We start from the raw sequence: 18,529 nt of genomic DNA, 5'->3' as shown, positions 1-18,529 counted from the left end.
CACCATTTGCACTTTATCGTTGCACGAAACGCCTTATCTGAATGTACAGGAATGAGCGCTATGACCGATCCTGATTTTAATTTACTGATTGCACTAGACATATTGCTGAGCGAAGCGAGTGTCGCAGGTGCCGCCCGTCGGCTGAATCTCAGCACCTCGGCCATGAGCCGGACATTAAGCAGGTTACGCGACGTTACAGGCGACCCGATCCTGGTGCGCGCCGGGCGTAGCATGGTACTGACCCCGTGGGCCGAAGCGACCCGGGATCGCGCCAGACGTGCAGTGCACGAGGCGAGGGCGGTATTGCAGCCCTCAACTGAAACGTTCAGTGCGCAAAGTCTGGCGCGCCTTTTTACCATCAGGGCAAACGATGGTTTTGTGGTGGCGTTTGGGCCTGCGCTTATAGCGGCTGTGGCCGACGCCGCGCCGGACGTCTGTATACGCTTTGCGCCTAAGCCGGAAAAAACGTCGCGCTATCTTCGGGAAGGGCTGGTTGATCTGGAGATTGGCGTCCAGAGCAATATGGGGCCTGAAATACGGCTGCAACGACTGTTTGAGGATCGGTTTGTGGGCGTCGTGCGTAAGGGACACCCGCTGGCTAAGCAGGCAGAAATAGGCGTGAAGGATTATGTCGCCTGGGGCCATGTGGTTGCGTCACCCGAGGGCGCGTTGCATGGATCCGTTGACGATGCGCTGGCCGAACTGGGGACAAAACGTAAAATCGCCAGCGTCGTACCGGGATTTCCGACGGCGCTCTCCGTGGCGCTGGAATCGGATCTTATCGCCATGATACCCGCGCTCTATTTACTCAATCAGCAGGTAACGGACCAGGTACATCTGTTCGAGCTGCCGTTCAAAAGCCGTCGTATTACGGTATCGCAGATGTGGCACCCAAGAATGGAACGCGAACCTGGTCACCGTTGGCTGAGAGAGCAAATTCTTGCGATATGCGGTGTGGAGAGGTCAGACATGATTAAGGGTTCTGTATAGCGATTGCTATACACAGCGCTTATGCTATGCTTGTAAAGCAATTGCTATACAAGAGGTATACCTATGAAATCAGATGTTCAACTCAATCTCAGAGCCAAAGAATCCCAGCGGGCGCTTATCGATGCCGCCGCAGAGATCCTCCATAAATCACGCACGGACTTCATTCTGGAGATGGCCTGTCAGGCAGCCGAGAATGTGATCCTCGATCGACGTGTATTCAATTTTAACGATGAACAGTACGCAGAGTTCATTGACATGCTCGATGCCCCGGTCGCGGACGATCCTGCCATAGAAAAACTGCTGGCAAGGAAACCGCAGTGGGACGTGTAACAGCACCAGAGCCCTTATCCAGCGTCCATCAACTGGCGGAGTTCGTCAGCGGAGAGGCCGTGCTTGACGAATGGCTAAAACAAAGAGGTCTGAAAAACCAGGCGCTCGGCGCAGCCCGAACGTTTGTCGTTTGTAAAACGGGCACGAAGCAGGTCGCGGGATTTTACTCTCTGGCTACCGGGAGCGTTAACCATACGCAAGCGACAGGTAATCTGCGGCGTAACATGCCGGATCCCATTCCCGTGATTATACTTGCCCGTCTGGCTGTGGATGTCTCGTTACGCGGAAACGGGTTGGGAGCCGATTTACTCCACGATGCGGTTTTACGCTGTTATCGGGTAGCTGAGAATATCGGGGTGCGAGCGATCATGGTTCATGCACTCACTGAGGAAGCCAAAGCGTTTTATATCCACCATGGTTTTAAAGCATCGCAGACTCAGGAACGGACACTGTTTCTCAGGCTTCCTCAGTAGAGGCAAAGGGAGGGGGTAGGATGCGATGGGCTTATCTGACGAGGGATAGGCTTCATAATATCTTATTTAACATAATATACATTATGCGCACCAGTGCGCAGATAAGCCAGAAATCCGCCTGTCACCGTCACCACGGCATTAAACGGTCATCGCTGGTACATTCTTTCGTCTTCGACCGTCAGCCATCCGTATCGCTTCTGAGTACGCCGGAATGAAAAACAGGCTTTGCAGTGCCGGGAATTATTATGGCTGACGCCATAATGCTGTTTATGTCCTCGCTTCGCTGCGGGGCTTCCGGCGCTAAGCGCCTCCCATGCCTGACGGCATAAAAACCGGATATGCCGCCACGTCACCGCATGATACGTCCGTCGCCACCATCACCGCGCGCGCTCCTCGTGGGAACTCGGTGCGTGCGCGGCGATGGCGCGCCTGACCTTTTTCGCCTGTAACACGACGAGAATATCCGTCTTGTTCTTCTCGTCGGATGAACTGGTGAGCCAGCCTTTTGGCAAGAAGCTGAATCCGGTATCGGCGTTCGTGACCTTCGATTCAGCCAGGCCACCCAGCAGAATAATATCCCCGTCAGCCGCTGAGACCTCCGTATTGACCTCGCGCTTAATCAGCGTCGGGCTGTTATTGACGCCCGTATCCGTCTTCGCAAAGCTGGAAAGCTGCTGCTTAATCACAAGGTCAATGTTTTCGGTTCGAATCTGCGGCTTCACGTCGAGGATAACGCCGCTGGAGCGGTATTCAATCGACTGTATCGGCCTGTTATCGGCATAGCTCACCTGACCCAGTACCGGAACCTCGTTACCGACTGAAAACGTGGCAGATGCACCATCCTTCACCCTGAGCCGCGGGGAACTGACCACGTGGAAACGGCTGTCCGTCCTGAAAAGCTCATACAGCGCATCAAGAGAGCCTGTATTCACCCGGATAAAGTTATCAAAGCCGCCAGACGCGCCAATCTGTATATTCAGCTTGCCGGAAAGCAGCTTCGCCGCCAGTGCCAGCCCGGAACCGTTACGCTCACTGGTCTGAACCTCAAACACGTAAGCTGCGACAATCACTTCTTCAGAGGCAGTATCAATCAGCGGTAAAAGCGTCTGCAACCGCTTAATCTCTGACTTCCGGCCATAATAAACCAGCACATCGCCGGTACGGTTCATAAAGTCCGATGCCGTACCCGCTACGGCCGCTTCCGGCGATATCTGCCCGGACGGTAACGAGTTACGCTGACTGTTAAACTGCCCGGTAAACTGTCCGGCCAGAATGTCAGACAGATACGCCACGGAACGGAAGCGAGGCCGATAAACAAAGGTCTCCTGCGGCGGCACATACGCTTTCGGCGTGAACGGCGCCACGTAGTCAATGCCCTGTTTGTTGTAAATCGCAATATTCATGTTGCCGAGGTAACGCTTAATGAATGCCCGTTCATCGATATCCGGCGTGATGCGGAACGTCACCACCTTATCGGATTTGGCAAGCTCCGGGTCAAGCATAAACGGCTTGTCGAACACCTGAACGTAAATCATGTTCAGCGCCTGGGGCAGCGGAACAGCGTTGAGTTCCAGACTGACGCCCTTCGCCATAACCAGCCCCGGAACCAGTAAAAAAAGTAAACCTGTTATCAGCTTCATCGTATCGCCCCTGAATAAACCGTCACCGTTTCGCCGTCGATTTCACCCGTCATCATCATGCCGTCAAAGCTGAACTGCGAAGCCGGCTCTATACGCAATCTGCCTGACGTGTCAGCCACAACAACCCATGCCTGACCATCGCGTTTAAGCCGTCCGGCAAGTCGCCATTTGTCCGACACAACAGGCTTAGCTGGCGCGGCAGGTACAAAAGACGCTGAATTATTTGCGGCGGGTAAATCTTTAGTCTGCTGTTCAGCCTCTGAACTACCGTTTGACGTGAAAAACCAGAACAGATAAAAAATGGCAATTACCGCCAGAATCAGTAACCCGGCAGCTTTAAACCACAGCATTTTAGAACTGAAAATATTCTGACGTTTATCGGTGACAAGCTCCCTTCCCTGCCCGTTCTCATGGGATTTATATAAAGGGAATATCGCCTTGTCATATTTATTCTGATAACTGTTCGTCAGATTCGACTTAAACAGTTTGATACCCGTAAATACGTCCACACGGTAGCGGTTATGCAGACCCAGCGCCACATGCTTACTCATGCGATACGTTGTTTCCACCCGGTCTTTAATGAATCGCGGAAGGTTGGCAACCGACTGATTCATAACCACTAAATCACAGGTTACGCCCGTTTTTTCATCGGCAAAATGGCGGTGTTCTGCAATGAAAGAGCGATGATTTGCAGGAATCCCTTTATCGTTCTCCCATATGCGCCATGCTTCATCAATACAGATTAAATCCCCCGGACGGCAGAACGTATCATCCGCAATGCCTGAATCCGTTTTGTAGGGAAAGAAATTCTCGTTCTGAACGTCTTCATTCTGAACAAGTAAAATTTCTCCAAGTGATTCTCTGTCTGCCTTTTTAATATCAACGCAGTAATCATAAATACTTTGCGTGGCAAGGCCGTAAATATTACTGACAATGCGACGCCCCGCGATACAGGCGGGAATAATGACGCTTGCCACCACTTCGTAAGATTTACCGCTCCCGGGGATGCCCACATACGCAGAAATAGCCATAAATTAACCAATCAAAGGAATGCGACGAATAATAAAGCGCGTTAACAATGCTGAAAACATCAGTTTAATCCCTTCCGTGACCATAAACAGATTCACGAAATACCATACACTATCAGGCAGTGAGGAAAACAACCCGGCAATATCAACAGATTTTGGCAACAGTGACGCCAGAACCGGAACAAACGCCTGTACGACAAAGTACAGGCCAAAAAACAGAATAAATTTGACAACCACCGTTCGCAGCACAAAACCCAGCGCCACGTTAAAGGCTGAAACCAGAATACCAAACATAACGCCTCCGTCACGCAGTCAGAATGATACGCAGCGAAATAATGCCCCAGATAAGCAGGAATACCGCTTTCAGAAGTGGCCTGATTTTTTCCAGAAGCTCGCAGTGAGAATCAATTGAATATTTATTGTCCCAGAGTTCGAACGACCATACCGGACACTGAACATCCTTCGATGAAATACTCAGGTTTTTAATGTCCGGCATTAATTCCGTAATTGGCTTGAGAATTTCCTCACCTGTAGGCGGTTTTTCAAGTTCCGGCGCTTTAATGCCGGGGTCTTCACCTAAATCAACAGAAGTATCGGTATCTGTGCCTGTACCAGGGTGTACACCTGTATCCGTTCCCGCACCGGGTCTGGCATTAACCCACGACTGAGGAACGACAACCGGACTATAAAGCAAGCCCTTATCAAGTTTTACGCCAACAGCATTAGCCGCAGCCGTCAGTTCAGCCGCCGTAAAAGGTTTATCAAGCGGTATCCCCTGATATCCTTCCTGAACAACAGTCTGACCTGCAAGGCCATTAATAAGATTAACCAGCGCAGCCGGGTTTAACTGTTCCTCCGGCTTGAAATCTATATTATCAATAACCTCGCCATTAATTACCTGAGGTAAATTTGATGTATCAAATTCTGTATTAAAAAATATCTGGTCTTTAACATCCTGAACATCATTCGTCGTTTTATACACGGCCTTCTCAGGGTGGCAAATACTTTTCCACTGCGTTTTGGGATGATCAGCCGTACTGCCCGGCGCAGGTACTTTCTCGCTTTTACATAAATCCCATGAATTTTCAAGCGTAACCGTTGTTGTCGCAACAGATAAAACAACAGTTACAATCGATGAATATCCACCAAAATAAGGATTCGGCTTTTCATACTGAAAGTCTTTAACGGAAACCGAATAAACCTTAAAATTTCTTGGCATCCTGATATGTAAATTATTGTCGTCAGAAGCCTCATGATAAGTCACATTGGAATGAGAATAACCATTAATCGACTTATAAAGCGCAATCATTACCGGATTATCACTGACAAGTACAGCATCGCCCTTAGAATCCCTGATATCAGTCGAATAAGGATATTTAGTACCCTTTACTGACACACGATATACATCATTCGGAAATGGCTGGCTTATCGGCGGTGGTGCATCAATATTGTAATAGGTTGGCGCAATCTGAACAGGTTTAACCTGCTGATTATAAGGGTTTATCGAGTCCTGAATATTCTTCGCAGAAAAGCCAGTAGCATCAGAGGGCAAATAAACAGCAACAGGGCTTTTAGGTGAAGGTGCAACAGAAGAAGTAACAGTAGCGCCATTGGACAAATTAAGTAAATAAGTTCCATCATCCTGTTTTATTCCACTTGTAATATATTCAACAGCTTTTGCGCCCTGCTTTAAAGCAAGGTCAGCAACGGAAATAACACCCGCAGCCTGCCCCAGCAATCCCCATGTTGTCTGTCCGGCAGCCATCATATTACTGCCAAAACTTGAAATACCCGTAGATATCGAATCGTCAATTGTATGCTTCGCAAGGCCATAAGCAGCCGCGAAAACTGACGTTCCGGTGCAAAGCTGAGGATTACCCACTTTCTCGCCACACATGCGGATTGAATCAAAAACGTCAGGACGTTCGCGTATAACCTCCGCAGCGACAGCGATACCCGCGCCCATACCGAGAGAACTGGCACCCGTTGCGAATACACGCCCCGCAGATTGAGAAACAACCTGAGCTTCACGGGTTTCAACCATTTGCTGAATTACACGTCCAAATCCGTCTGCTGTTACTGCATCAGCATGTACACCGGATGAAACCAGTAAAGACAATATAGTAATACCTAACTTTCCAGACCCTGAATGACCGCCCAGGCGCATAAAAGCCCCCATAAAAAACACATAAAATCAAAAAGATATTGAGCCATAAATATAAAGGGGCTGTTACGCCCCTTACCTTTATGAATTAAGCGCCACGAACCATACGCAAAATCCAGCGGACACCCGCAGAACCTGCATACAGAACAATAAGAGAACCCGCTACCGCCATAATTCCGGTCAGAACGGAACCGAAATTAACGCTGTTAGTCAGTGGCGTAAGGTCAATACCTTTACCACCAACAACATCACCTTCAGCAGCAAATACGGCAGGTGCAGCAACTGCCAGAGTAAAAGCACCAATACGGGTTAAAGCCTGTTTAGTCTTAACAAACATAAAAACTCCTTTTATGCATTTCTTACGTGTTTAAGAATTTCACCTATTCCCTTTGCAAAGAGCCACAGGAAAAAGGTTGTCGTAAAAGCCAGCCCCCAGAATTGCGCCGCGACTGAATAATCAATATCGGGAACAGGCTTATCCTGAGAAACTACCGAAGACTTTAATTTAACAACTTCTGACCTCGGTAATTTCAGATTAATATTATTACAGCCATACTCACCATGAAAATAATTATAATGGCATGTTGTGGCCTTTAAAATAATTTCATCTGACATAATAATTCACTCAATGGGAGAAGCCAATAATCACTTCACATCAGGCTTTCCAACAATTTTATAATCAACAATTACCGGAATCATGACACCTTTAGAAGCCTTAAGCCCATAAGATGGAATAATTTCAAGGAAAGGCCTTCCGGATTTATAAGCATTTTCCAAATCATCACGCATTTTTAAACATATAGCATGACGGTTATCCGGTGTGATTTTCACTTTAGCAGGAGCAAAACCACACGAGCTGTTCGTAGATTCAAATTCAGTAGATAATGCCTGCGCATTACCCCAATTGAAGTCTTCATTTGTCTTATCATTTTTCATTGTGCCAAATTGCACGAAAAATACTTTAAGCGTTTCCTGTTCCATAAATAACCTCATTTAGAATGCACATTCACGGTTGTAAAATTTTTGAGCCACAATGCTTTGATAAATATCCGGCGTCCTGAACTTAAGCGTTAAATCATCCATGTGCTCTTTCCGAACAATTGACGAAAAAACAGCTTCATAATCATTGCCAAGCTGATGAAAAATTCTGGCAATAGTCTTCGATGCCTGTTTTCTGAGCCAGCGAACGTCAGATTCAAAACTGTTGATCGCCAGCCGAACGACTCCAGAACGCTGAAAAGTTTTAGGTCTGGCGGGATTTATCTGCTGCGCATACTCACAAAGGCCAGTAAAAGCCCCTTCTATGTCCAGAAGTATCTCAAGCGGGAAGCCTTTAAGCTCAGCCTCAGAACGATGCCAGATATCATCTACTTTCTGTTCAAGTGCTTTATTGTAAATACGCCAGTAAACGCGAGATTCACGGGAACCAACAGTAATCATTTCCTGCTGTAACGAGCCATCGCCATGATATTTGTGAGAAATACCAAGTCCCGGTTTTGGTCCCTTGCCGCCATAAAACGCTTCACATTTATGATCCCGCATGGCGGCAGAAACAGTAAATACACCGTCAAAATCATCAACCGCAAGATCGATACGCTTCAGCATCGTTACATCAAGATGATTGAGCCAGTTATAGATTTCATGCGATGACGTACCATTAAAAACATGAGTACAGCCCTCACCGCTAATCTGAATATAAATCGTGTCATTATTGCCGCCCCAGAACACCATTCCAAGATGTTCATAACCACCATCAACTGAATACAGGGGCGCAGAACGGTCATAGTTATAGCCGCCCCTGTCCCGCTCAGGGCCAAGATGAAGGCCAAAGACTGTAGATAACCACAATTTAAGGCGATGCATACGCGCTAAATAAATTTCCCGGTTCAGGTCGTTTATTTTTTGCTCAAGTTCATCTTTTGAGCAGGTACTGTAACTTTGAACCTGTTCATTAAGTTCATCGTCCGATGGGCACCATTTACCGCCTTTAATCACATCGGTAAAAAAAGCATCTCTATGAGATACATGATTATGAAATGTCGGATAAATTCCGTACTTACGCCACTCATTCAGCCCATGCGGGTAAGTTTCAAGTGACTTAAGAGAACAGAAAGGCATGGTGAAGGCCAGATAGTCAATTTTCACATTTCGTTCAGTCAGTTGCATGCCAGTGACTCCCTGTAACCCACGAAAGAGCCGGAATGTAAAACCACAGAAACTAAAAGAAAATCATCACCATAGAAGCCAGTGCACTCATCTACCAGTTCATCAAAGGAACGGTAAAAATCCCACTCCCCGCCAACGCTGGCGTTGACTCCAAAATTTGGCGTGTAGTCGAAGTAGATGATTTGCATGAGACGTCCGTATTCAGGTATTCATGTATTCAGTAAAAAAAATCTAGCACGCGCGAATTCATGAATGCAAGTATAAGTGAGTGTTTTTTTGTCATTCATATATACTTGAATACAATTGATTGATTTTAAGAGATTGATTTATATGCAGAAAAATAAGAGAACGACTATATCAATATCGCAAGAAAAAAAATTGCGACTGGAAAGAATGGCGATAGAAGCAAGTCATGCAACAAAAACGTCTATAACTTGGACTGATATTGTTAACTATCTAATTGATTCATATGCAAAAGATGCTTGTGAAGATCTAAAGTCAAAAGCAAAAGCTGCTAACAAAGTCGCAGCTAATGAAAAAAACGAACAGCAGAGCTGACTTTGACATTAAAAGTTAGGTTGGAGTGGCCTGATAGCCCGTAGTTATCCTGAGACTACCCCCGTTTTACAGGACGGGGGTATACCTTGGGACGCTTGATAAATTGGAAGAAATGAACAGCAACTTGCCTAAAAACTAACCGCAAAAGGATAGCAAATGTTAAACATCCCTATTTCACTATGCATTTACACAGGACCAACACAAACCAAGTATGATGTAAAAACTGGCATTAAGGCTGAAGAGGCGTATAACGCATTAAAAACTGCGTATATCGTTGGAATTAGGAATAAATCTCAAAAAATACTCGCTGCTGGTATCTTCATATCCAGCATAGAAGACAAAAAAGATCCAAAGCTAGCAGATGTGGCTTATGAGATTTTTAAGGCGCACAAACCAACCAAGAAGCTTGTTAAAGATATCTACTCGTTACCGATTGCGAGACTAAAGATCAACTTAGCGAATGGCACAATACAAGAGGCATTTTCAGATCTAGAAACTGATATGTTATTCGCTGATTTCTATATGAATAATAGCATCGATGGGAAAGCGTAACCGCACAGGTTCGCACAATGACGTTATGCTAAAGAGGCCGCTGCGGGATCCGATTTTCGCAGCGGCCTTTTCAACATAACGCGTTGACATTATGCGCACTAAGATTAATTAAGAACAAATCCAGCCGTTTCGGACCCATCCTTGTTCTGCTCATTCAGCGCATTATGTCCATCGATTCTATGCCCTTAACGTTCATAACTGTCGTTACGGTCTTGCGTGTTCTCCACGGCAGTCACCTGCACATCCTTAAAGCGCAACCCATCCACACCGGAAATTTTCCCGAACTCTGACGCGTCAATCAAAATTCCGTCCAGCGTTAACCCGGTCACAGGACGCTCCGGATACCCCTCAATGAAAAATGCCCGCGAGAAATATTTGTTGTCTGAGCGACGCGCCGTCATATTTTTAATCGTCAGTCCGCTGACCGCAGTAAGACCGGCTTCGCCCTCAACACCTTCAGCCAGCTTGCGCCAGTGTTCTGGTTTATCAGATAAATTTCCCCGGTCGCCATAGCTGTACTGCGGAAACCAGTTCAGCTGGATCAGCACCGGAAAACGCACGTCCGTAAGATGTAAATTTTGGACGGTGATATCACGGATAAATCCGCCCCGGTTGCGGGCCGACTTAATGCGAAACCCGACGCCCGTACCGTTAAACGCATTATCTTCTATCAGGACGCGTTCAATGCCGCCTGAGGTTTCGCTCCCCAGCGTGATCCCGGACCCCTTATTCAGCGTACAACCGCGAACCACTATATCCCTAGCGGTACGTGCTTTTTGCGCCGCTTCGCGTCCTCGTCCTGATTTTATGCAGATATTGTCGTCATTACAGGAAACAATGCAGCGTTCAACCCGCACCTGTTCACAGGAATCGATATCGATCCCGTCGGTGCTCGGCCCCGCAGAATTGCTGATTTGCACGCCCTCAACCGTGATATGGCGCGAATAACAAAGATGCATGTTCCAGAATCCGGACTCCCGACTGGTAAAATCACGCAGCAGAATGCTCTGGCTTTCAAAGACCAGAATATTGCGCGGGCGCTGACAGTCGTAATCAACCACCCAGCGCAATCCTCTGGCGCTGTAATCGCCGACCATGCCGCTGCGCTCGTCATCGCCCCAGAAGCGTTGCCACCAGATAACACCCTGCCCGTCTATTGTGCCTGTACCGGTAATACTGACGTTTTCACAATCGATGATATTAATAATGCCTGCCGGCCAGCGCATATCAATGCCGGCCACCCGGGTGTTTATCAATGGATAATCAGCCAGATCCTGGCTTCCAACGAGCTGTGCGCCAGCGTCCAGGCGAAGCGAAACACCGCTTTTCAGGAACAGTGCTCCGGTCAGAAAACGGCCTTGCGGAATAACAATGACATCGTTCTGTTGAGCGGTATTTATGGCCTGCTGAATGGCAGACGTTGACAGGCGTTGCGCGGTTGGGTCCGCGCCGCACGTCAGAATGGAGACCGCTTTCATGGCTTGTCCTTAAACAGATGAAAGCCTTAGTCTAGAAATCCGCGTGAAGGATAACCTTTGTCTGTTTGACAGCCACGCGGTCAGGCTGGCAAAAAAGCAGATATTTACTGGCTTGCGATCACCGCAACGCCCTTTTCTTTCAGAGCGCTCACCCAGCGTTCATCCGTTGTGTTTTCAACAACCAGCGTATTCACCAGCGACAGGTCGCCAATCACAAACGCCGAGGCCGTGTTGATCTTTTCCGGTGAGGCCAATACCACCGTTTCCGCCGCTCTACCGGAAAATGCACGTTTGATGCACGCTTCTTCGTAATCTCCGGTGGTCAGCCCGGCCTCAGGATGGACGCCGGTGACCCCCATGAAGAACAGATCCGCATGAATATTATTGATGCCTTCAATAGCGGCCGCGCCGACCGTGACGATGGAGTGTTTATACAAACGACCACCAATCAGGATCACCTCTATGCATGGATGGTCGACCAGCCCCAAAGCGATACCCGGGCTGTGCGTCACCACGGTTATCCGTAAATCGGGTGGTAAGAACGTAATAAGTTCGGAGGTGGTCGTCCCGCCATCAATGATCACCACCTGCCCCGGTGAAATGAGCTGCGCGCCTCGCCGTGCCACGCGTTTTTTTGCATCCATTTTAACGGACTGACGCTCGGCAAAAGGCGCAATCGCTGACGATGCTGGCAGTGCGCCGCCGTGAACACGCTGCAAACGCCCTTCTGCCGCCAGTTCACGTAAATCCCGGCGGATAGTGTCCTCAGACACCGAGAAAAAGAGGCTGAGCGCAGTAGACTGGACCTGACCTTCCGCCTCCAGTTTTTCCAGAATCAACTGTTTACGCTGGCTTGTGAGCATGAATTATTCCTGTTGTTGCACGATATGTCTTGTATTTGCACGATAGTGCTGTTTATGATGCTTACTCTACGAGAGGAGAGCCAAACGTGCAATCAAAACGTGCAGATATACGCATTATCAACAGCGAAACGTTGTCCGACAACTGGTATAACCTGAAAAAATATACTTTTGACCTCCAGCGCAGCGATGGCGACTGGCAGCGACAAGAGCGTGAAGTGTATGACCGGGGGAATGGCGCGACGATCCTGCTCTATAATCGCGACAGCAAAACCGTCATTCTGACGCGTCAGTTCCGTTTCCCGGTGTTTATAAATGGTCACGAAGAGGATCTCATTGAGGCGGCCGCCGGGTTGCTCGATAACCTTGACCCGGAAAGCCGGATTAAGGCCGAAGCGGAAGAAGAAACCGGGTATAAGGTGACGCGCGTAGAGAAAATTTTTGAGGCCTATATGAGCCCGGGCTCGGTTACCGAGAAACTCTACTTCTATCTGGCGGAATATCACCCGCAGGATCGGACCAGCGCGGGCGGAGGCGTTAAAGCAGAGGGAGAAGATATCGACGTACTGGAAATGACGCTGGACGACGCGCTTCGGGGCATTGAAAATGGGCAGATTGTCGACGGAAAAACCATCATGCTGCTCTATCACCTGGCCCTCAAAGGCATTTTATAATCTCACCATTAGCCAGATACCTGCCCCGGCGCAGGTATTTACCTGTGCTATTCTTGCTGAACACCTCAACATGGAGATGCGAAAATGGCCGACTGGGATCCCTCTCTTTATCTACAGTACAGCGCAGAACGCACACGTCCCGCCGCTGAGTTACTCGCCCGGGTGCCGCTTGCTGACATAACCTCTGGCGTGGATTTGGGCTGCGGGCCAGGCAACAGCACCGCGCTGCTGAAACAGCGCTGGCCTTCTGCGCAGATCGCCGGCGTGGATAACTCCCCGGCCATGCTGGAGGAAGCCCGACAGGCCCTGCCAGACTGCCACTTTGTTGAGGCGGATATCCGGCACTACAAACCTGACCAGCCGCTCAGCCTGATCTACGCCAACGCCTCACTGCAATGGATCCCGGACCATTACCACCTTCTGCCACACCTGGTTTCACTGCTCCAGTTAAACGGCGTGCTGGCGGTGCAAATGCCTGACAACTGGCTTGAGCCGACGCACGCCCTTATGCGTGAAGTTGCCTGGGAACAGGGCTACCCCGATCGTGGCCGCGAGCCATTGCCGGGTATCCATGCCTACTACGATATTCTGACGGAAGCGGGATGCGACGTGGATATCTGGCGCACCACCTACTTCCATCAGATGAGCTCTCATCAGGCGATTATTGACTGGGTCAGCGCGACGGGGTTACGGCCGTGGTTACAGGAACTCAACGAAAGCGAGCAGAAAAACTATCTGAAACGCTACCTTGAGCTGCTGGAAGAGCAGTATCCGCTCCAGGAGAACGGGCAGATACTGCTGGCTTTTCCGCGCCTGTTTATGGTCGCTCAGCGGGTTCCGTAAGCCGGATCAGGAACGCGCTTCCTTGAGCAACTGCTGAATTACGGCCTCCTGCTTGTCGTAGTTCCCCTCGCCAAACGCGGTGTAACGCAGTTGCCCTTTCGCATCGAAATAGTAATGTGCTGGCCAGTACTGATTTCCGAACGCGCTCCAGATTTTGTAGTTATTATCCGTCACTACGCGGTACGGCAGCTGCCATTTGTTGACCGCGTTTTTCACCGATGATAACGGCTTTTCCCAGGGGTATTCCGGGGTGTGGACGCCAATCACTACCAGACCTTCAGACTGATATTTCTTCGCCCAGTCACGCACGTGCGGAAGCGTATGCTGGCAGTTGATACAGTCCCAGGTCCAGAAATCGATAAGCACAACTTTCCCCCGCAAGGCCTCAGACGTGACAGGGTCACCGTTTACCCAACCCGTACCGCCGCTTAATGACGGTAGCTGGCTGCCCGGCGTCGCGTCAGCGACCGGTTGCAGTTTCACCTGCGTGGAGGTGGGTTGCGCAAGGCTCAACAGGGCATTTTCCAGCTGGTCGGCAATACCGTTGGCGCCTTTCAGGGCTGAGGTCATCCCGCTGGCGTTGAACGCAACGGCGGCTAACATCATCACTCCCGCTCCCTGACGCAAACGCGCCATCAATGCGGATTTGGCTCTCAGAGGGGTTATCAACTTACGGCCCCCCGCGACAAGCAGCCCCAGCATCAACGCGCACCCGCTGCCGTAAGCGGCTAACAGCGCTCCGGTTGCGATAGCCGAGTGGCCCGCAATATTAATGCTGAAGATCGCCCCGAGAATCGGTCCAGCACAGGGGGACCACAGCAGCCCGACGGCCAGCCCTGCCAGAAAAGCCGAAACCAGGCCGCGTCGCTGCATGCTGTGGGTGTTGAGAACGTTTCCCGCGCTGACCGCCGGGCGGGCAATGCGCTGAGCGAACTGCGGAAAGATCAGGGCCAGGGCGGCAATGCTCAGTACCAGCAGCGCAATCCAGCGACCGATAATGGTGGCGTCAGCGATCCACTCGCTGGCAACCGTTACTACCATCGCCACCAACGTGAACATCACAATCATTCCCGCCAGAAGCGCCAGAATGTGTTTGCGCTGCCCCTGAAAGCCAGCGAACAGCAGAGGAATGACGGGAAGCGTGCACGGACTGAGCAGGCTAATCATGCCGCCTAAAAAAGCGATTATCAGAAACATAACGACCTCACGATACGGTTGCTGCGAAGGTGCAGTGAGGTTATTTCACCGTACGAATGTGTTCAGGCCGTGTGCGAAAAGCTGTATTTTGTCTGCCGGCGTATCGGCGCGGCGTGCAGATACACAGGCGTACAATTAACCGCGCGGAAGGGTCACGCTTACGGCCAGCCCTCCCTCTGCCCGGTTTGCAAGATGCAATTTCCCATCAAGCTGGGCGGTGAGCTGCGCGGCAATGGCGAGGCCTAACCCGGTGCCGCCCGTTTCCCGGTTGCGCGAGGTTTCAACCCGGTAGAACGGCTGTAACACCGCCTCCAGTTCTGCCTCCGGGATGCCAGGGCCGTTATCCATAATGCGGATCGCTACCTGCCTTTCATTTTCATCAATCTCTATTACCGCGCTATCGCCAAACTTCAGCGCATTATCGAGCAGATTGGTCATTACCCTGCGCAATGCCTGGGGACGAGTGACGATCGGCAGACGCGCATTGCGTGCATGAAACTGCACGTTTTTACCAATGTCCTGATAATCACTGGCGATGCTGTTAACCCACGCGTTCAGTTCCAGCTTCAGCGTGGTCTCTTCCAGGGATTCTGATGACCGGGCATAGGCAATCCCTTCCCGTACAAGGCGCGACATATTATCCAGGTCGCTCAGCAGCTTATCGCGGAGTTCGGGCTGATCCGCCATTTCGATCCGCAGCTTCATGCGCGTGATGGGCGTCTGGAGATCGTGAGAAATGGACGCCAGAATCTGCGCGCGTTCACGCAGATAGGTCTGTATCCGCGACTGCATCTCATTAAAAGCGTGCGCTGCCTGGCGCACCTCAACCGGACCTTGTTCAGTCATCGGAGAATGGGCCGCAGGATCGAGGGAATCAACCGCGCGCGTGAATTGCAGGAAGGGCCGGACAACCTGGCGCACGGCAATCCAGGAGCAGAGCGCGACAAGTAACAGCTGAAGAACCAGCACCACGGGCAACCAGCTGGCGACAGGCGGCATGCGCGGGATCAGATCGATGGTGAGCGGTGCGCCGTCGCGGAGCGTCAGATGGGCCTGAATATGGGAAATCGGCCCTGGCACAGCCGTAAACTGAAGCGGATATTGGGCTGAAAGCGTCTCTTTCAGGGTGCGAATCGCATCCCGCGAGCGCTTGTCAGTTGGCGCGGCGCCTGCCTCGCCGGGGCCAAGGATATAGCGATAATTACCGCGACTGAGCCGTTCCAGCCACTCTGGCCGCTCTTTGGCCGGAAGCCGGTCGAGAATAGCCACGCTGGTCGCCACGTCGTTCTCAAGATTGCCCAGCATAACCGTACGCGCGCTGCGCATTCGCTCAACCATGACCAGCGTCAGGCTGAGCGCGTTAGCCAGCAAGAGTCCAAGCAGCACAATGATCAGCAGCCGGGCCAGTAAGGTGCGGGGCCACAGCGTCATTCATTGGCCTCGACGATGGTCACCGGCATGGTAAAGACGTAGCCCTCGCTGCGAACGGTTTTAATGTAGGCGGGCGTGCGAGCATCTTCATTCAGGCGCTGTCGCACGCGGCTCACCAGGAGATCAATCGAACGTTCAAACAGCTCGGCATCACGTCCCTGCGTCAGGTTCAGCAGCTGATCGCGGGTCAGCACCCGTTGAGGATGATCGAGGAATACGCGCAAAAGGCGATATTCCGCCCCGCTGAGCGCCACAACCATCCCCTCGTTATCAATCAGATGACGCGCCACGGTATCCAGCTGCCATTCCCCGAACACCACCAGGCGCCCTGCCTCGGTCACCTGAAGATTAGGCGGCATAGTACGAAAACGACGCAGGATAGCTTTGATACGCGCCAGCAGTTCGCGGGCCACAAACGGTTTGACCACGTAATCGTCGGCGCCCATCTCCAGCCCCAGGATCCGGTCCGTGTCCTCGTTGCGCGCGGTGAGCATCAGGATCGGCAGATCTTTATGCCTGCTGCTGCGCAGCTGCCGACACAGCGTCAGGCCATCATCGCCGGGCATCATCACGTCCAGCACCACCAGGTCGATATGCTGTTTGTCGAGCACTGCGCGCATCTCTTTCCCGTTCGCCGCGCCAGAGGCGTGGTAGCCGGATTTCACGAGGTAATCGACAATCAGTTCACGAATATCCCTGTCGTCATCGACGACAAGGATGTGATCAATATGCTCCACCGCAGGCTCCTGATTAAGAGGTAACGGATTGAAAATAGCACATATCAGAGCTTATCCGCGTCGACAACGGCGTTAACAAAGTCCTGCGGATCTTCCTGCGGCGGGTTGTGGCCAACCGTTGCGCCGAAAGTACGGTGCTCATATTTTCCGGTGAATTTCCCCGCATAGGCGGCGGGTGCAGGATGTGGTGCTCCGTTGTTACCGCCCTCGATGGTGATGGTCGGCACCGTAATGTTCGGCAGCGTAGCCAGCTTTTGTTCGTAGGCGTCATATTTCTGCTCACCCTTCTCCAGCCCCAGACGCCAGCGGTAATTACTGAGCGTGACGGCAACGTGGTCCGGATTATCGAGGGATTTGGCGCTCGCATTGAAGGTGGCATCGCTGAATTTCCAGTCAGGCGAAGCCTGGGACCAAATCAACCGGGCAAAATCGTGCGTATTTTTAGCATAGCCTTCCGCACCGCGCGGCGTGGCGAAATAGAACTGATACCACCACTGAACCTCTGCCTTCGGCGGTAAAGGCTGTTTGCCAATCGCCTGGCTGCTGATCAGGTAGCCACTCACCGAGACCAGCGATTTCACGCGTTCCGGCCAGAGCGCCGCAACGATATCCGCCGTACGCGCCCCCCAGTCATAACCGGCAAACACCGCCTGTCTGATATTCAGGGCGTCCATCAGGTTGACGATGTCTTTTGCCATCGCCGCAGGCTGGCCGTTTCGCGGCGTTTTTTCAGAAATAAAGCGCGTGGTGCCGTACCCGCGCAGGGACGGCACAATGACACGATACCCCTTTGCGGCCAGCGCGGGGGCCACTTCTGCATAACTGTGAATGTCGTACGGCCAGCCATGCAGCAGGATCACCGGTTGCCCCTCTTTTGGCCCGATATCGACGTAACCGACGTTCAAATCGCCAGCGTTAATCTGTTTAACCTGATTAAAGGCCGACGCGTAATCCTTACCTGTCGCTTCTGCCTGACAGGACATCACGGTGCCAAGTGAAACGGTCAGGGCGACGGCTGAGTATGCGAGTTTATTAAACATGATGTTATCTCCGGGTGAGTTCAGTTGGCGGAGATATATCACCATGCGTTTGTATAAAGGATGTGTGCGGATGCGGCTTTATTGCATACCTGTGTATGTATCACAGACGCAGATACAGTGTGATACAAACCCGGTTAAGGGGTGATTCGGTACCGGACGTAATCGTCGGCTTCACCATAGTGGTCATACAGCTTACGCGCCGGATTGTGCATGCGGGTTACCCAGTAGAGTTTTGACCACCCTTCCCGCTTACCCTCATCGATCAGGGCGTCGATAAGCGCTTTACCCGCCCCTGCGCCACGTTCGGCAGCGTCAACAAATAGATCTTCCAGATAGGGGTAAGTTTGGATATCGAAAATTATGTACGT

The 18,529-nt window shown here is 50.9% G+C and carries 23 protein-coding genes; 7 read left to right on the top strand and 16 right to left on the bottom strand.

Going from position 1 to position 18,529, the window contains the following annotated elements; all coding sequences use genetic code 11:
• Positions 1-60 precede the first annotated feature (60 nt).
• From ACOTX5_RS10710 to ACOTX5_RS10700, 3 genes are all read left to right on the top strand, one after another.
• A complete protein-coding gene (locus tag ACOTX5_RS10710) occupies positions 61-990 on the top strand; it encodes a LysR family transcriptional regulator (RefSeq protein ID WP_045911831.1) in 930 nt (309 codons plus the stop codon).
• A gap of 63 nt (positions 991-1,053) precedes the next feature.
• Complete coding sequence (locus ACOTX5_RS10705) at positions 1,054-1,320, top strand: DUF1778 domain-containing protein (protein ID WP_003857131.1); 267 nt, start codon at positions 1,054-1,056, stop codon at positions 1,318-1,320.
• Positions 1,308-1,793: a GNAT family N-acetyltransferase gene (locus tag ACOTX5_RS10700; RefSeq protein WP_003857133.1), complete on the top strand. Its 486-nt coding sequence runs from the start codon at positions 1,308-1,310 to the stop codon at positions 1,791-1,793. The genes ACOTX5_RS10705 and ACOTX5_RS10700 overlap by 13 nt, the downstream gene beginning before the upstream one ends.
• Before the next feature lie 377 nt (positions 1,794-2,170).
• Here the strand turns inward: ACOTX5_RS10700 and ACOTX5_RS10695 are convergent, their stop codons facing one another.
• From ACOTX5_RS10695 to ACOTX5_RS10655, 9 genes are all read right to left on the bottom strand, one after another.
• A complete protein-coding gene (locus ACOTX5_RS10695; RefSeq protein ID WP_234101230.1) occupies positions 2,171-3,433 on the bottom strand; it encodes a type II secretion system protein GspD in 1,263 nt (420 codons plus the stop codon).
• Complete coding sequence (locus ACOTX5_RS10690) at positions 3,430-4,464, bottom strand: zonular occludens toxin family protein (protein ID WP_234101229.1); 1,035 nt, start codon at positions 4,462-4,464, stop codon at positions 3,430-3,432. Before ACOTX5_RS10690 ends, ACOTX5_RS10695 begins: the two co-directional genes overlap by 4 nt.
• A gap of 3 nt (positions 4,465-4,467) precedes the next feature.
• Positions 4,468-4,755 carry a DUF2523 family protein gene (locus tag ACOTX5_RS10685; protein WP_003033743.1) on the bottom strand — a complete coding sequence of 96 codons (288 nt, stop codon included), beginning with the start codon at positions 4,753-4,755 and terminating at the stop codon, positions 4,468-4,470.
• A 10-nt stretch (positions 4,756-4,765) separates the two neighbouring features.
• Positions 4,766-6,628, bottom strand: a complete 1,863-nt coding sequence (locus tag ACOTX5_RS10680; protein ID WP_234101228.1) for a hypothetical protein — start codon at positions 6,626-6,628, stop codon at positions 4,766-4,768.
• An 85-nt stretch (positions 6,629-6,713) separates the two neighbouring features.
• Complete coding sequence (locus ACOTX5_RS10675; RefSeq protein ID WP_023277127.1) at positions 6,714-6,962, bottom strand: hypothetical protein; 249 nt, start codon at positions 6,960-6,962, stop codon at positions 6,714-6,716.
• 11 nt (positions 6,963-6,973) lie between these two features.
• Positions 6,974-7,240 (bottom strand): hypothetical protein, encoded by a 267-nt coding sequence (locus ACOTX5_RS10670; protein WP_234101227.1) that lies wholly within the window; start codon positions 7,238-7,240, stop codon positions 6,974-6,976.
• Between the two features lie 30 nt (positions 7,241-7,270).
• Entirely contained in the window at positions 7,271-7,606 is a 336-nt protein-coding gene (locus ACOTX5_RS10665; protein ID WP_065944866.1) for a hypothetical protein, read from the bottom strand.
• Between the two features lie 12 nt (positions 7,607-7,618).
• A complete protein-coding gene (locus tag ACOTX5_RS10660) occupies positions 7,619-8,791 on the bottom strand; it encodes a replication initiation factor domain-containing protein (protein WP_234101226.1) in 1,173 nt (390 codons plus the stop codon).
• Positions 8,782-8,979 carry a hypothetical protein gene (locus ACOTX5_RS10655; protein WP_065944868.1) on the bottom strand — a complete coding sequence of 66 codons (198 nt, stop codon included), beginning with the start codon at positions 8,977-8,979 and terminating at the stop codon, positions 8,782-8,784. Before ACOTX5_RS10655 ends, ACOTX5_RS10660 begins: the two co-directional genes overlap by 10 nt.
• 142 nt (positions 8,980-9,121) lie before the next feature.
• Here ACOTX5_RS10655 and ACOTX5_RS10650 point away from each other — a divergent pair, with 142 nt between their 5' ends.
• Positions 9,122-9,349, top strand: coding sequence for a hypothetical protein (locus ACOTX5_RS10650; protein WP_065944869.1), 228 nt, complete (start codon positions 9,122-9,124; stop codon positions 9,347-9,349).
• Positions 9,350-9,505: 156 nt separating this feature from the next.
• Positions 9,506-9,901: a hypothetical protein gene (locus ACOTX5_RS10645; protein ID WP_058671973.1), complete on the top strand. Its 396-nt coding sequence runs from the start codon at positions 9,506-9,508 to the stop codon at positions 9,899-9,901.
• Between the two features lie 185 nt (positions 9,902-10,086).
• On the opposite strand, the gene ACOTX5_RS10640 is transcribed toward ACOTX5_RS10645, so the two are convergent.
• Both ACOTX5_RS10640 and ACOTX5_RS10635 read right to left on the bottom strand, forming a co-directional pair.
• On the bottom strand, positions 10,087-11,379 hold the full coding sequence (locus tag ACOTX5_RS10640; protein ID WP_023303742.1) for a glycoside hydrolase family 28 protein: 1,293 nt from the start codon (positions 11,377-11,379) through the stop codon (positions 10,087-10,089).
• A gap of 104 nt (positions 11,380-11,483) precedes the next feature.
• Complete coding sequence (locus ACOTX5_RS10635; RefSeq protein WP_015570520.1) at positions 11,484-12,242, bottom strand: DeoR/GlpR family DNA-binding transcription regulator; 759 nt, start codon at positions 12,240-12,242, stop codon at positions 11,484-11,486.
• Positions 12,243-12,328: 86 nt separating this feature from the next.
• On the opposite strand from ACOTX5_RS10635, the gene ACOTX5_RS10630 reads away from it, so the two are divergent.
• The gene (locus ACOTX5_RS10630; RefSeq protein ID WP_017382349.1) at positions 12,329-12,913 is read left to right on the top strand and encodes an NUDIX domain-containing protein; all 585 of its coding nucleotides are present in this window, start codon (positions 12,329-12,331) and stop codon (positions 12,911-12,913) included.
• An 84-nt stretch (positions 12,914-12,997) separates the two neighbouring features.
• Positions 12,998-13,756 (top strand): trans-aconitate 2-methyltransferase, encoded by a 759-nt coding sequence (gene tam / locus ACOTX5_RS10625; protein ID WP_023296628.1) that lies wholly within the window; start codon positions 12,998-13,000, stop codon positions 13,754-13,756.
• Between the two features lie 6 nt (positions 13,757-13,762).
• Here the strand turns inward: tam and ACOTX5_RS10620 are convergent, their stop codons facing one another.
• The 5 genes from ACOTX5_RS10620 to ACOTX5_RS10600 all read right to left on the bottom strand — a co-directional run bounded on the left by ACOTX5_RS10620 (position 13,763) and on the right by ACOTX5_RS10600 (position 18,523).
• A complete protein-coding gene (locus tag ACOTX5_RS10620) occupies positions 13,763-14,953 on the bottom strand; it encodes a cytochrome c biogenesis protein/redoxin (protein ID WP_017382351.1) in 1,191 nt (396 codons plus the stop codon).
• Positions 14,954-15,088: 135 nt separating this feature from the next.
• Positions 15,089-16,384, bottom strand: a complete 1,296-nt coding sequence (locus ACOTX5_RS10615; protein WP_017693422.1) for an ATP-binding protein — start codon at positions 16,382-16,384, stop codon at positions 15,089-15,091.
• A complete protein-coding gene (locus tag ACOTX5_RS10610; RefSeq protein WP_017382353.1) occupies positions 16,381-17,121 on the bottom strand; it encodes a response regulator in 741 nt (246 codons plus the stop codon). The genes ACOTX5_RS10615 and ACOTX5_RS10610 overlap by 4 nt, the downstream gene beginning before the upstream one ends.
• Before the next feature lie 44 nt (positions 17,122-17,165).
• The gene (locus ACOTX5_RS10605; protein WP_032634395.1) at positions 17,166-18,161 is read right to left on the bottom strand and encodes an alpha/beta fold hydrolase; all 996 of its coding nucleotides are present in this window, start codon (positions 18,159-18,161) and stop codon (positions 17,166-17,168) included.
• Positions 18,162-18,295: 134 nt separating this feature from the next.
• The gene (locus tag ACOTX5_RS10600; RefSeq protein WP_254909581.1) at positions 18,296-18,523 is read right to left on the bottom strand and encodes a GNAT family N-acetyltransferase; all 228 of its coding nucleotides are present in this window, start codon (positions 18,521-18,523) and stop codon (positions 18,296-18,298) included.
• Positions 18,524-18,529 lie beyond the last annotated feature (6 nt).

This window comes from Enterobacter cloacae complex sp. IR5441 (genome assembly GCF_049238215.1).
GTDB lineage: Bacteria > Pseudomonadota > Gammaproteobacteria > Enterobacterales > Enterobacteriaceae > Enterobacter > Enterobacter hormaechei_C.
The sequence above is the reverse complement of the archived record's forward strand: the minus strand, read 5'-3'. Positions and strand labels throughout refer to the sequence as shown.

Bases quoted from the DNA above. Each gene is read 5' to 3' on its own strand.
- ACOTX5_RS10640 (WP_023303742.1), bottom strand. From the start codon at position 11,379: ATGAAAGCGGTCTCCATTCTGACGTGCGGCGCGGACCCAACCGCGCAA.
- ACOTX5_RS10705 (WP_003857131.1), top strand. From the start codon at position 1,054: ATGAAATCAGATGTTCAACTCAATCTCAGAGCCAAAGAATCCCAGCGG.
- ACOTX5_RS10655 (WP_065944868.1), bottom strand. From the start codon at position 8,979: ATGCAAATCATCTACTTCGACTACACGCCAAATTTTGGAGTCAACGCC.
- ACOTX5_RS10690 (WP_234101229.1), bottom strand. From the start codon at position 4,464: ATGGCTATTTCTGCGTATGTGGGCATCCCCGGGAGCGGTAAATCTTAC.
- ACOTX5_RS10695 (WP_234101230.1), bottom strand. From the start codon at position 3,433: ATGAAGCTGATAACAGGTTTACTTTTTTTACTGGTTCCGGGGCTGGTT.
- ACOTX5_RS10605 (WP_032634395.1), bottom strand. From the start codon at position 18,161: ATGTTTAATAAACTCGCATACTCAGCCGTCGCCCTGACCGTTTCACTT.
- ACOTX5_RS10675 (WP_023277127.1), bottom strand. From the start codon at position 6,962: ATGTTTGTTAAGACTAAACAGGCTTTAACCCGTATTGGTGCTTTTACT.
- ACOTX5_RS10615 (WP_017693422.1), bottom strand. From the start codon at position 16,384: ATGACGCTGTGGCCCCGCACCTTACTGGCCCGGCTGCTGATCATTGTG.
- tam (WP_023296628.1), top strand. From the start codon at position 12,998: ATGGCCGACTGGGATCCCTCTCTTTATCTACAGTACAGCGCAGAACGC.
- ACOTX5_RS10660 (WP_234101226.1), bottom strand. From the start codon at position 8,791: ATGCAACTGACTGAACGAAATGTGAAAATTGACTATCTGGCCTTCACC.
- ACOTX5_RS10650 (WP_065944869.1), top strand. From the start codon at position 9,122: ATGCAGAAAAATAAGAGAACGACTATATCAATATCGCAAGAAAAAAAA.
- ACOTX5_RS10670 (WP_234101227.1), bottom strand. From the start codon at position 7,240: ATGTCAGATGAAATTATTTTAAAGGCCACAACATGCCATTATAATTAT.
- ACOTX5_RS10620 (WP_017382351.1), bottom strand. From the start codon at position 14,953: ATGTTTCTGATAATCGCTTTTTTAGGCGGCATGATTAGCCTGCTCAGT.
- ACOTX5_RS10710 (WP_045911831.1), top strand. From the start codon at position 61: ATGACCGATCCTGATTTTAATTTACTGATTGCACTAGACATATTGCTG.
- ACOTX5_RS10645 (WP_058671973.1), top strand. From the start codon at position 9,506: ATGTTAAACATCCCTATTTCACTATGCATTTACACAGGACCAACACAA.
- ACOTX5_RS10635 (WP_015570520.1), bottom strand. From the start codon at position 12,242: ATGCTCACAAGCCAGCGTAAACAGTTGATTCTGGAAAAACTGGAGGCG.
- ACOTX5_RS10680 (WP_234101228.1), bottom strand. From the start codon at position 6,628: ATGCGCCTGGGCGGTCATTCAGGGTCTGGAAAGTTAGGTATTACTATA.
- ACOTX5_RS10685 (WP_003033743.1), bottom strand. From the start codon at position 4,755: ATGTTTGGTATTCTGGTTTCAGCCTTTAACGTGGCGCTGGGTTTTGTG.
- ACOTX5_RS10665 (WP_065944866.1), bottom strand. From the start codon at position 7,606: ATGGAACAGGAAACGCTTAAAGTATTTTTCGTGCAATTTGGCACAATG.